This is a genomic window from Sphingomonas sp. Leaf412 (assembly GCF_001425405.1).
Lineage (GTDB): Bacteria > Pseudomonadota > Alphaproteobacteria > Sphingomonadales > Sphingomonadaceae > Sphingomonas.
Genome location: NZ_LMQP01000001.1, coordinates 748846 through 761057 on the forward strand (window position 1 = coordinate 748846; position 12212 = coordinate 761057).

Here is a 12212-nt window from a genome sequence, read left to right on the forward strand (position 1 = left end):
AGCCCCATGAGCAACGACAAAGACGTGTCCGTCCTGAACGGCCTCATCAAGACGACCCTCGACAGCATGAAGGGGTATGAAGAGGCCGCGAAGGACGCGGAGAGCACGCAATATGCGACCATGTTCGCCGACTTCGCACGCGACCGGTCGAAGGTGGCGATGGACCTCCAGGCGCGGGTCCGCGCGCTGGGCGGCGAGCCCGAGCAGGATTCCAGTCTGCTGGCCGCGGCGCACCGCACCTTCCTCGACCTGAAGCAGGCGCTGACCGGCCAGGACGACAAGGCGATCATCATGGAGGTCGAGCGCGGCGAGGACCATATCAAGGCGAAGTACGAAAGCGCGCTGAAGGAAGACGGCCTGTCGCCGGAAACGCTGGCGGCGATCGAGGCGGGTTACGGCCCGGTCCGCGAAGGCCATGACCGGATGAGCGCGCTGAAGCACAGCTTCGCGTGACCGCGGGGACGGCCGGTTCCGACCGGCCGTCCATCGCCTTCTATAGCCCTGCGCGATCCAGCGCGGCGGCGAGTTCCGCGTCGATCGCGGCGGCGTCCTTGGGCGTCAGCCTGTTGAGGACGGTGCGGATACGCTGCCCCGCGATCTGCAACTGCTTGTGCCGGACGGTGCGCGTGGCGTTGGTGCGCCACGATTCGCTCTCGCCCAGCAGCGCCGCCCATTTCGCCTCCTCCAGCGCCAGCACGTCCAGCGCCATGCGCAGGCCGTCGCGGCGGCCGCGGGCGTAATCGTCGGACATCCGCCGCCCCTTTCGATTCTCAGCGATTGATCCGCGGGATACCGATGAAGTCGCGCTTGCCCAGCTTCACGCCCTGCGCACGCAGGATCGCATAGGCCGTGGTCGCGTGGAAATAGAAATTGGGTTGCGAGAAGGATAGCAGGAAGTTCGCGCCCGTGAACGGCATCCGCACCTCGCCGAACAGGAAATGGGTGTCGCTGTCGACCAGTGCGTCGATGCTGTCGCGGTCGGTCGCGGCCAACGTCTCGATCGCGGTCCGCAGGATCGCGTGGAGCCCGGCGATGTCGGTCGGCCATGCCGACATGTCGGGGGAGAAGGACCCCGTGCGTGCGCCCTCGATCCCGCCGACCGAATGCGCGACGCAGGATTTCACCTGATAGCCGAACGGCAGCATGTCGGGCGCGAGGCGTGCGTCGATCAGATCCGCTTCGCTGCGGCCGTTCTGCGCACAGAAGGCCGCGGCCTTGTCCACCAGCCCGTCGACCGCGCGCAGGATCTGGAGATTGGAAGGGACGACCGCGTCGTAGAGGGAAAACGTCATGATCCTGCTCCTGCTGTTATCGCCCCGCCATGGCGGTTCGCGGTGCGCGCGTCCATGTCAGCCGTCGCGGGGCACGATGCCGCGCGCCGCCAGCGCGCCATAGGCGGCGTCGGACATGCCCAGTACGTCGGCCAGCACCGCGGCGGTGTCGGCGCCGGGGCGCGGCGCGGGGGCGGGGGGCAGGTCGCCGCTGCCGCCGAAGCGCAGCGGCAGGCCGGGGGCGAGCGAGGGACCGATCCCCGGCTGGTCGACCATCGCGAACAGGGGGTTGGCGAGCGAGCAGGCCGGGTCGTCGGCCACCATCTCGGCCACCGTGCGATAGCGGCCGTAGGCGGCGCGTGCCCGCTCCAGCGCCGCCGCCGCGGCGTCCGTCGTGTGCATGGCGAACCATGGCGCGATCAGGTCCGCGATGGCGTCGCGCGCGCGGTAGCGGTTCCCCTCCTGCGTCAGGTCGAGATCGAGGCGGTCTGACAGGGCGGCCATGTCGTCGGCCAGGCCGGTCGCGGCGAGCAGCGCGGACCATTGCCGTCCCGTCAGGCCGACGACCATGATCCGCCCGCCGTCGGACGTGGCGAAGTCGCGCCCGAACGCGCCGTACAGGTCGTTTCCCGCCGCTTCCCGCTCCCCGCCCGCCTCCGCCTGCGCGATGAAGCCCAGATGGCCCATCACCGCCAAAGCGACGTCCTCCAGCGCCAGCGTGACCTGCTGCCCGCGTCCCGTGCGCGTGCGGTGCCGCTCCGCGGCCAGCAGGCCCAGCGCCGCCATCTGCCCGGTCACCAGATCCCACGCGGGCAGGACGTGGTTGACCGGCGCGGCGCCCGTGCCGGTCAGGAAGGGCAGGCCGGTGCGCGGGTTGATCGTATAATCGACCGCGCTGCCGCCGTGGCGATCCCCCTGCACGACCAACTGGATCAGGTCCGGCCGGATCGCGCGCAACGCATCGCCGTCGAGCCAGCCGCGCGGCGGCAGGTTGGTCAGCAGCAGTCCCGCGCCCGGCCCCGGCGCGGTGGCCAGCGCGGTCGCGATCTCCCGCCCCGCGTCGCTGCGCAGGTCGAGCGCGACGGAGCGCTTGCCCTTGTTCAGCCCGGCCCAGAACAGGCTGGTCCCGTCCGCGGTCACGGGCCAGCGCGCGATGTCGGGCGCGCCGCGGATATCGTCGATGCGGATCACCTCGGCGCCCATCTGCGCCAGCGTCATGCCCCCGAGCGGCGCGGCGACGAAGGCCGATGCCTCCACGATGCGCAGGTCGGACAGGATTCCCGCGGCCGTCACCGCGCGCGGTCCAGCAGCGCGCGCGCGATCACCTTCAGCGCCAGCGTCTCCTCCGCGCCTTCGAAGATCGACAGGACGCGTGCGTCGACGAACAGGCGGCTGACCGCGCTTTCCTCCGCATAGCCCATGCCGCCGTGGATCTGCACCGCCTCGCGCGTCACCAGTTCGGCGGAGCGGCACGCGATGAGCTTCGCAAGGCTGGCGTCGACGGGCCGGGCCGCGTCGTCGGTGCCCGCCGCGACCGCGAAGGCCAGCCGGCGGCAGGCCAGCGCGCGCGCCGCCAGCCGCGCGACCTTCGCCTGCGTCAGCGGCCACGATGCCAGCGGCGCGCCGAACACGCGGCGGTCGCGGGCATGGCCGATCGCGGCGCGCAGGGCGGCGCGCATCACGCCGGACGCGCGGCCCGCGGTCTGCATCCGTCCGCCCGTCATCCCCGCCATGGTCAGGTAGAATCCGCGCCCGACGCCGCCCTCCTCCCCGATCACGCAGGCGTCGGGCACGAACCAGCCGTCGAACGACAGGTCGAACGAATGCATCCCGCGATAGCCGATCGTCGGGATCGCGCGCCCCGCCAGCCGCCCGCCGCCGGGCTGCTCGTGCGCAAAGGCGTGGCCGTCGTCGGACGGCTTCTCGACCATCATCAGGCTGAGCCCGCGATGCCCTGCCGCGGACCCGGGGGTCGTCCGCGCGACGACCATCAGCACTTCCGCCTTGCCCGCGAAGGTGCACCACGTCTTTGCGCCGTCCAGCGTCCAGCCGCCCTCCACCTTCGTGGCGCGCAATTGCAACGCGGCGGCGTCGGAGCCGTAATCGGGTTCGGTGATCGCGATGGCGCACAACGGCGCGCCGCGCGCGATGCGGGGCAGCCAGTGGCGCTTCTGCGCCTCCGTCCCGCCGGCCAGGAGCGCGCGGCTCAATATCTCCGGCCGGGTGATGAGGCTGCCCGCCGCCGCCAGCGACGCTTCGGACAGCACCTCCGTCACCGCCACCATCGTGGTCGCGGCGGTCGCCTCGTCGCCCGCGACGCCGCCGTATCGTTCCGGGATCGACAGCCCGAACGCGCCGAGGTCGCGCATCGGGGCCAGGATCGCCTCCGGCACGGTCAGGTCGTCGCGGTGGATCCCGGCGGCGAGCGGCGCGACGGTGTGCTGCGCGAAGCGGGCGAAGGTGTCGCGGGCAATGCGCGTGACGTCGTCGAGCGGCGGCTCGTCGATCTCGTCCGTCGCGGCGATCACCGCCGCGCCGATGCGTTTCAGCGCGCGCGGTCCCGCGGCCTCGCGCTGCACCCGGTTCCAGTCCGGGTCGCCGCGCAGCGCGGTCAGGACATCCGGCGCGTGATCGATCGCGCGCGCGATCCCCTCCAGCCGGGCGAGCGCGGACTGTCCCGCCTCGACCGCGAACAGCAGGGCCAGGTCGTGCGCCAGCCCGTGGCGCGCCGTCAGCCCCGCGGTCGCCGCGCGCAGTTCGGCGACGGCCCAGGCGAGGTCGAACGCCTCGATCTGCACGTCGTCGGCTCGCCCCCCGCAGGCGTGCGCCAGCGACGCGGCGACGGCATCGGCCTCGACCGCCAGGGCGGCGAGCCAGCGGTCCGCCTCGTGACCGGGATCCGGCGTCATTCGCTGGCCAGCTCCAGCGTGGCGCGGACGCCGACATGACCGTCCGCGTTCACGCTCCACAAGGACAGCGACGGCCCGTCGGCGCGCGCGCACAGGCGCAGCGGCTGCCCGGCGAAGGCAGGACGTTGGGCGCGGAAGGAGAAGCGCACCGGCCGACGACCGTCGACCAGCGGCGTCGCGGCGTCGATCAGCATCGTCGCGATCAGCGGTCCGTGGACGACCAGGCCGGGATACCCCTCCGCATCGGTGGCGTAGGGCAGGTCGTAATGGATGCGATGCGCGTTGTGGGTGAGCGCGGAATAGCGGAACAGCATGACCGCATCGGGCGTCGACGTCGCACGGACCGGGGCCGGGTCGATCGGTTCGGGCGGCGGCGCTACGGGCGTCCCGGCGAGTGGGGCGACGTCGCGATAGACGATGTCCTGCCGCTCGGTCAGGCAGATCGCGTCGCCCTGCGTCCAGACATGCTCGACCGTCACGAACACCAGGGGGCCGCTGCGCCCGTCCTTGCGCCGCACGTCGGCCACGGTGGACGTGCGCCGCGCCGGCGTGCCCAAATGTAGCGGGCGCGCGATCGCGATGTCGCTGCCCGCCCACATGCGTCGCGGCAGCGGGACGGGGGGCAGGAAGCCGCCGCGCGCGGGGTGGCCGTCGACGCCGGTCGCGCCCGGGGCGGGGGGGACGATCGCGTACAGCCAGTGCCACGGCAGGGGCAGCATGTCGCCGACCTCCCGCCGCCCCAGCACCGCGCCGAGCGCCTGCGCCGGGAAGGGCGCAAGGGGATCGTCGCAGACCTGCTGCGATCCGATCCAGTCCTCCAGCCGCGGCGCGTCGTCATCGTCCATGCCGCGACCTATCGGGCATCCGGGGCGATCGGCCAAGTCGGGGATCATCCCTCCACACGGAAACGGCCCGCGATGCGCGCGCCGGGCCCGGCATCGACCCACAGGTCGATGTCGCCCGGTTCGACGCGCCACGCACCGTCGGCGGCGACCAGCGCGAGATCGTCATGCGCGATCGACAGCGTCACGCGCCGCGTCTCGCCCGCGTCGAGCACGACACGGCGGAACGCCTTCATCTGGCGCGCCGGGCGCGTCCGGCTGGCGACGACGTCGTGGATGTCCACGCGGACCAGTGCCGCGCCGCGGCGCGCGCCGACGTTGCGCAGCGCAACGTCCACGACGACCGCCGCGCCGCGCGCGACCGTTGCCGGCACGCGCAGGTCCGACAGCGCGAAGCGGGTATAGCCCGACCCTGCGCCGAATTCGTACAGGGCGCGGTCGGGTGCGTCGCGCCAGCGGCTGCGGCCGGGCATTGCGGGATCGTCGTCGGGGGCGGGGCGGCCGGTCGCCTTGCGATCGTACGACCACGGCTGCTGCCCGTCCGCCAGCGGGAAGCTGACGGGCAGGCGCCCCGTCGGCTCCCTGACGCCGAACAGGATGTCGGCGACCGCGGGCCCGGTCTGCTCGCCCAGGAACCACGTCGCCAGGATCGCGCGCGCGTCGCGCACCGCGCCTTCCAGCACCAGGGCGCGGCCATGGCGCAGCAGCACGACCATCGGTACGCCCGTCGCCGCGATCGCCTCCGCCAGCGCCTGATGCGCAGGCGGCACTGTGATCGAGGTACGGCTGTTGCCCTCGCCCGACATGTCGCCGCTTTCGCCGATCGCCAGCAGCACGACGTCCGCCCCGCGCGCCACCGCGGCGGCGCGGGCGGGGTCCGCGCCGTCGTCGACGACCAAAGCGGGCGCGTGCGCGCGGATGCCGCTGGCCAGGTCGATCCCGTCCGCGGCGTCGCCCGCGAACGACCACGGCCCGTTCAGGTTGGCGCGGTCGGTGGCGAACGGACCGATCAGCGCGATACGGCGATCGCGCGCCAGCGGGAGCAGGTCGCCCTCGTTGCGCAGCAGCACGATCGATCGCGTCGCGACCTCCCGCGCCAGCGCGCGGATCGGCCGCGATCGGGTCTCGCGCCGTTCGGCACGGACATCGAGCGAGCGATACGGATCGTCGAACAGCCCCAGTGCCTCCTTCAGCGCCAGCACGCGGCGCACCGCGCGGTCGACCGCCGCGACCGGGACGCGCCCGCTGTCGACCAGGGCGGGGAGGTGGCGATTGTACAGCCCGCTCTGCATGGACATGTCCACCCCCGCCAGGATCGCCAGCCGCGCTGCATCCGCCTCGTCCGCGGCGACGCCGTGCGCGATCAATTCCCGGTCCGCGTCATAATCGGACACGCACAGCCCGGCGAAGCGCATCGACCCGCGCAGGATATCGGTCAGCAGCCGCCGGTTCGCCGCCGCGGGAATGCCGCCGACATCGGTGAAGGACGCCATCGTCGCCGCCGCCCCCGCGGCGAAGGCGGCGGCGAACGGGGGCAGGTACGTTTCGCGCAGTTCCGCGTCACTCATGTCGACCGCGGCATATTCCATGCCCCCGCGCACCGCCGAATAGCCCGCGAAATGCTTCGGCGTGGCGGCGATCGCATCGGCGCGGCGCAGGTCCAGCCCCTGAAAGCCGCGGACGCGCGCGGCGGCGAGCAGGCAGTTGAGATACACGTCCTCCCCCGCGCCCTCCGCCACCCGGCCCCAGCGCTGGTCGCGCGCCACGTCGACGACGGGGGCGAAGGTCCAGTGCAGGCCGCCCGCGCTCGCCTCCCGCGCCACCGCGCGCGCGGCGCGTTCCGACAGGTCGGGGTCGAACGCCGCCGCCTCCGCCAGCGGGATCGGGAAGATCGTCCGGCAACCGTGGATCACGTCGGCGGCGAAGACGAGCGGGATGCCCAGCCGGCTGTCCAGCGCCGCCGCCTGCGCCCGCCGCGCGCCCGCGACGCCGTACCCGTTGAAGAGCATGCCGACGCGCCCCGCGCGCACGTCCGCCAGCATCGCGTCCGCCCCGCGCGCGTCGACGACGGGATTGAACACCGCGCCGACGGGGCGGATCACGTCGTTGAAGCAGCTGAGCTGCCCCGCCTTCTCCGCGATCGTCATCCGCGCCACCAGATCGTCGATCCGACGTACCGCGGCGGGGGCGGGTCGCACGACGCCCATCGCAAGTAACGCGGCGACGACGTCGCGGCGTGCAAGACGACGGGCAGTCATGATCCCTGCATCGAACGACATCGGAACGCTCCCGAAATGATGCGTGACCCGACGGCCACAGTTGATGCAAATCTATTAACCCGTTGAACGATTTCATATCCGCTGCGCTCGACCAAGACTATGTCGTGATGGTCAGTTCGTCGCGATTACAGCCGGTCGACTGGGGAGAGAATCATGAGGGTTTCGTTCGGTCGTGGCGCGCGCGTCGCGCTTCTCGCGGGAGTTGCCGCGCTGCCGTTGCCGCTGTCGGCGCAGACGTCCCCCACGGCCGCGACCACCACGCAGCCGGGCGAGCCCGCGGCGGATACGGCGGGAGAGGACCTGTCGGACATCGTCGTCACCGGCACCACGTCGCGCGACCGCCCGCTCATCACCGCATCGGCGGACATCACGCTGGCGAGCCGCGCCGACATCGACCGGCGCGCGCCGCGATCGACGGCGGACATGCTCGAACTGGTGCCGGGCATCTTCGTCGAGGGCACCGCGGGGCAGGTGTCGAACAATTATTCCGTCCGCGGCCTTCAGGGCGGCGGGCAGCGTTTCGTCCAGCTCGAGGAGGACGGCCTGCCGATCCTCTACAGCGGCGGCGGCGCCGACTTCTTCTTCGATCAGGACCTGACGATCGACCGGCTGGAAGCCGTCAAGGGCGGCTCGTCGGGCGTGCTGACCGTCAACGGCGCGGGCGCGACGATCAACTTCATCTCCAAGCGGCCGAATTTCACCCGCACGGAGGCGATGGCACGCGTCACCGCGTACGATTACGGCATGAAGCGCGCGGACTTCTATTATTCCGCGCCGTTGACCGACAAGCTGGCGTTCAACGTCGGCGGTTACGTTCAGTCCAACCCCGGCGTGCGCGACAATCCGTTCGACTATGCCGGCTGGCGGCTGAAGGGGGCGCTGGAATACCGGTTCGACGACGGGGGCTACGTCCGGCTCTCGGGCAAGGGCGGCGATGTGGAGAACGCCTTCTACGCGACGCAGCCCTATCGGTTCGAGAACGGCGAGCCGTCGGGCATCCCCGGCCTGGACACCCAGTTCGGCAACATCGGCGGCGATGCGTTCCGCAACATCGCGGTACCCGTGTCGACCTTCGCGCACGAAAGCGGCATCCGCCCCTTCCGCGGGCGCGACGGCATCAAGGCGAAGACGGCGCAGATCCGCCTCGACATCGAAAAGCCGGTCACCGATTCGATCGACCTGTTCGCGCGCGGCCGGTATCTGAAATACTCGTACGATTTCAATGGCATCTTCCCCGGTTCCGGCACGGGCAACGCCGGGTTGACCAGTGCAGTCAACTATCTGACGCCCGGCGCGTCGTCGCCGATCAACGACCTGTTGCAGCGCGGCGGCAACAACGTCTTCCCGGGCGCCACGCGCTTCGGGATCAAGAACCTGCGCACCGGCACGGTCCTGGGGTCGAACCAGACCGCCGAGCTGAACGCGCTGAACGGCAACGGCTTCCTCCAGCGCACGACGCTGAACCACGATTTCATCGACGGCAGGGACTTCGGCCTGAACGTCGGCGGGCGCTGGGAATATGAGGGCGACAGCGTCAAGAACTCGCTGACCGCGGGCGTGATGTACTACAACGTCAAGCGGGCGCAAGACCAGTCCGCGACCGCCAGCGTCGTCAACGACGTGCGCTCGAACAGCGACATCTACGACATCGTCGCGCTGGACGCGAACAACAACGTCGTCGGCACGCTGTCCGACAACGGCCTCGTCTCCTACGGTGACTGGGGCGCGGGCATCCGCGACCGCAAGGATTCGACGGTATCGCTGTACGTCAACGACGAGATCGCGATCGGCGACCTGCGCGTCGACGGCGGCATCCGCTGGGAAATCGACAATGCGCGTGCACGCGACGGCAACAACGCCAGCGCCGCCAACGCCGCCGCGCGCATCGTGCAGGTTCGCGACGGGGTGTTCGAGCAGCTGGTGCCCCCCGGAACCGCGGGCGTCCTGCCGACGGTCGGCTCCACCTTCGACGGTACGTACACGACGCGACGCGCGACGCAGCGGAAGGCGGCGTGGACGGTCGGCGCGAACTACCTCATCACACCCGACTTCGCGGTGTATGCGCGCTACGCCAACGGTTTCCAGACCAACAACGTCGACCCGATCACCACGATTGAGCTGTACGAGGCGGGCGTGCGCTATCAATACGGCCGCTTCTTCTCCGGCTCCGCGACGGTGTTCCGGACCAACTTCAACGACCAAAACTATAACTTCGCCGATCCGCTGAACCCGTCGCAGCAGACGAACCTGAACGCGGACCTGCGGACGAACGGCGTCGAGATCGACTTCGTCGTGCGTCCGGTCGAATGGGGCGCGATCAATTTCCAGGGCGTGTTCCAGGATCCCAAGCTGAAGAATTTGCAACTGAACGGCGTCGACCAGGGCGCGGCGTTCGAGGGCAACCGGCCGGAGCGCACGCCCGCGACGCTGTTCACGGTCACGCCCACGATCACGCTGCCCGACGGCTGGGGCGAGGTGTACGGCCGCTACAAATACGTCGGCAAAATCTTCGCCGACAACGGCAACGGCGTGGCGCTGCCCAGCTACGGCGTGACCTCGGTCGGCGTCGCACTGAACCTGAGCGACAACATCCAGCTCGCGCTGAATGCGGAGAATATCTTCGACGTCATCGGCCTGACCGAGGGTAATCCGCGGCAGGGGCAGACGCAGGCGATCACGGACGGCTTCTTCTACGCCCGCGGCATCGTCGGCCCGACCTATGGCGGATCGCTGACGTTCAAGTTCTGATCCTGTCGGGATCGGATCGTAACGGGGCGTCGCGGCTTGTCGGCTGCGACGCCCCTGTCGTTTGAGAGGAAGAAGATGCGCCGTTTCGTCCGTGCCGTCCTGGCCGCCACGCTGATCGCCGGGCCCGCGCTCGCCGCGCCCGACCTGTCGTATCGCGTGACCGAGGGGCAGAACATCAACGCGCTGGTGCGGGAGGGCGACGTGGCGGCGCACCTGCTGCTGCGCAACGGCACCGATCCGCGCATCCTGGTCGCCTTTCCTGCGGGCAACAGTGGCGTCGGCGTGTGGTTCGCGCCGCTGGCGACGCCTGCGACGTGGCGGCTGGAGGAGGCGCCGCGCCCGACGATTGTGACCGCGCCCGATGCGACGCGGCTGAACGGGATTGCGGCGACGGCGACGATCGCCGCACCGCGGCTGACGGTGCGGCAGGCGGTGCTGTCGAACGTCCGCTATTTGCGCGACTATCAGGCGGTCGGCCAGTTCCCGAAGGAGGTCGCCACCGATGCGGTCGTCGCGGGCGACACGATCACCTGGCATCGCAAGCGGCTGGACGGCGCGCCGGGGTATCTGCTCCGGCTGCGCGTGCTGGAGGGGCGGATCGACGGCCGCGCGATCGTCGCCGGGGCGGGCGGGCGCATCCGCGTCGCGATCACCGCCGCGACGGGAGAAACACCGCTGCACGGCATCGCGCAGCGCGACCTGCTGAACGACCGCGCCGCCACCGATCCCGCGGCGCGCAACGCTTTGGCTTTCCTCAGCTATCGCGAGAAGTTCCTGGCGGGGTCGTGGCGGTTCGACACCTATTTCGGGCGCGATACGCTGATGTCGGTCCGCCTGCTGATGCCCGCATTGCGCCCCGCGGCGATCGAGGCGGGATTGTCCTCGGTTCTGGCGCGGCTGAACGCGGGCGGCGAGGTGGCGCATGAGGAGGGGATCGGCGAGTTCGCGGTGCTCGACAATCGCCAGCACGGGAAGAGCGGTGACGGCGCGACGTTGGACTACGGCATGGTCGACGACGACTATATGCTCGCGCCCGTTGCCGCCGCCTATCTGCTCGATCATGCGGACCGCGCGGGCGCGCGCCGCTTCCTGGATCGCGCGATCCCGGGCGAGGCGCGGCCGGGCGTGTCGGAAACCGCGGGCGCGGCGCTGGTGCGCAACCTGCGCTTCGTGATCGCGCAGGCGCAGCCCTTCGCCGCCGCGCCGCGCGCCGCCAACCTCGTCGGCCTCCATGACGGCCGGCTGACGGGCCAGTGGCGCGACAGCGAGGAGGGGCTGGGACGCGGCAAATATGCCTATGACGTCAATGCGGTGTTCGTTCCCGCCGCGCTGGAGGCGGGCGCACAACTGCTCGCCGCCGGGCTGCTCGATCCGTATCTGTCTCCTGCCGACCGCGACGCCCTGACGAAGGCGGCGGGGATGGCGGCGACGTGGCGCGCGCAGGCGCCCGACCTGTTCCGCGTCAGCACGCCCGCGCGCGAGGCGATCCCCGCGATCCGTCGCTACGCGCAGGCGGTGGGCGTGCCCGCCGCGCCCGCGCTGGCGGCGCTGGGGCGCGATCCGCTGGTCTATCACGCGATCGCGCTCGACGCGCGCGGGCGGCCGGTGCCGATCGTCAATTCGGACGAGGGCTTCGCCTTGCTCTTCGCGCAGCCCGATCCGGCGTCGCTGGAAACCTATGTCCGTGCGCTGGCGCGGCCGTTTCCGGCGGGCCTGATGACCGACATCGGCCTGCTGGTCGCCAATCCCGCGCTCGCCCCGCGCGAGGTGCAGGCGCGCTTCACCCCCGCGGCCTATCACGGTGCGGTGGTGTGGTCGTGGCAGCAGGCGCTGTTCGCCGCGGGGCTGGAAAAGCAGCTCGCGCGCCGAGACCTGCCCGCGTCGACGCGCGCGGTGCTGACCGATACGCAGCGCGCGCTGTGGCGCGCGATCCAGGCGACGCGCGCGACGCAGAGTTCGGAATTGTGGTCCTGGGCCTATCGCGACGGGCGCTACACCGTGGTGCCGTTCGGCGCGGGCAAGCAGGATGTGGACGAATCGAACGCCGCGCAATTGTGGAGCACGGTATATCTGGCGGTGCGGCCGCCGCGGGCCAGCCCCCGTCGCTAGCTTCGCTAGGGCCGATCGACATTCAGATTGCGGCGTGAGACGCTCACGCGAACC

9 protein-coding genes are annotated in these 12212 nt (G+C 71.1%); 3 read left to right on the forward strand and 6 right to left on the reverse strand.

Going from position 1 to position 12212, the window contains the following annotated elements; all coding sequences use genetic code 11:
* The first annotated feature begins 6 nt into the window (after positions 1-6).
* The gene (locus ASG29_RS03565) at positions 7-453 is read left to right on the forward strand and encodes a ferritin-like domain-containing protein (RefSeq protein ID WP_055980155.1); all 447 of its coding nucleotides are present in this window, start codon (positions 7-9) and stop codon (positions 451-453) included.
* A 40-nt stretch (positions 454-493) separates the two neighbouring features.
* On the opposite strand, the gene ASG29_RS03570 is transcribed toward ASG29_RS03565, so the two are convergent.
* From ASG29_RS03570 to ASG29_RS03595, 6 genes are read right to left on the reverse strand one after another with little or no spacing between them, the layout of a single operon-like run.
* Complete coding sequence (locus ASG29_RS03570; protein ID WP_055980158.1) at positions 494-751, reverse strand: hypothetical protein; 258 nt, start codon at positions 749-751, stop codon at positions 494-496.
* A gap of 19 nt (positions 752-770) precedes the next feature.
* Positions 771-1292, reverse strand: coding sequence for a DUF1993 family protein (locus tag ASG29_RS03575; protein ID WP_055980161.1), 522 nt, complete (start codon positions 1290-1292; stop codon positions 771-773).
* A gap of 57 nt (positions 1293-1349) precedes the next feature.
* Positions 1350-2564, reverse strand: coding sequence for a CoA transferase (locus tag ASG29_RS03580; protein WP_055980165.1), 1215 nt, complete (start codon positions 2562-2564; stop codon positions 1350-1352).
* Positions 2561-4180 (reverse strand): acyl-CoA dehydrogenase family protein, encoded by a 1620-nt coding sequence (locus tag ASG29_RS03585; RefSeq protein WP_055980168.1) that lies wholly within the window; start codon positions 4178-4180, stop codon positions 2561-2563. The genes ASG29_RS03580 and ASG29_RS03585 overlap by 4 nt, the downstream gene beginning before the upstream one ends.
* Positions 4177-5025 carry an FAS1-like dehydratase domain-containing protein gene (locus ASG29_RS03590; protein ID WP_055980171.1) on the reverse strand — a complete coding sequence of 283 codons (849 nt, stop codon included), beginning with the start codon at positions 5023-5025 and terminating at the stop codon, positions 4177-4179. Before ASG29_RS03590 ends, ASG29_RS03585 begins: the two co-directional genes overlap by 4 nt.
* 44 nt (positions 5026-5069) lie before the next feature.
* Complete coding sequence (locus ASG29_RS03595) at positions 5070-7280, reverse strand: glycoside hydrolase family 3 N-terminal domain-containing protein (RefSeq protein WP_082515638.1); 2211 nt, start codon at positions 7278-7280, stop codon at positions 5070-5072.
* 174 nt (positions 7281-7454) lie between these two features.
* Here ASG29_RS03595 and ASG29_RS03600 point away from each other — a divergent pair, with 174 nt between their 5' ends.
* Entirely contained in the window at positions 7455-10049 is a 2595-nt protein-coding gene (locus ASG29_RS03600) for a TonB-dependent receptor domain-containing protein (protein ID WP_082515582.1), read from the forward strand.
* Between the two features lie 75 nt (positions 10050-10124).
* Positions 10125-12158 carry a hypothetical protein gene (locus ASG29_RS03605; protein WP_055980173.1) on the forward strand — a complete coding sequence of 678 codons (2034 nt, stop codon included), beginning with the start codon at positions 10125-10127 and terminating at the stop codon, positions 12156-12158.
* Positions 12159-12212: the final 54 nt, after the last annotated feature.

Coding starts and splice junctions, on each gene's coding strand:
- ASG29_RS03600 (WP_082515582.1), top strand. CDS start 7,455: ATGAGGGTTTCGTTCGGTCGTGGCGCGCGCGTCGCGCTTCTCGCGGGA.
- ASG29_RS03585 (WP_055980168.1), bottom strand. CDS start 4,180: ATGACGCCGGATCCCGGTCACGAGGCGGACCGCTGGCTCGCCGCCCTG.
- ASG29_RS03565 (WP_055980155.1), top strand. CDS start 7: ATGAGCAACGACAAAGACGTGTCCGTCCTGAACGGCCTCATCAAGACG.
- ASG29_RS03590 (WP_055980171.1), bottom strand. CDS start 5,025: ATGGACGATGACGACGCGCCGCGGCTGGAGGACTGGATCGGATCGCAG.
- ASG29_RS03575 (WP_055980161.1), bottom strand. CDS start 1,292: ATGACGTTTTCCCTCTACGACGCGGTCGTCCCTTCCAATCTCCAGATC.
- ASG29_RS03605 (WP_055980173.1), top strand. CDS start 10,125: ATGCGCCGTTTCGTCCGTGCCGTCCTGGCCGCCACGCTGATCGCCGGG.
- ASG29_RS03595 (WP_082515638.1), bottom strand. CDS start 7,280: ATGACTGCCCGTCGTCTTGCACGCCGCGACGTCGTCGCCGCGTTACTT.
- ASG29_RS03570 (WP_055980158.1), bottom strand. CDS start 751: ATGTCCGACGATTACGCCCGCGGCCGCCGCGACGGCCTGCGCATGGCG.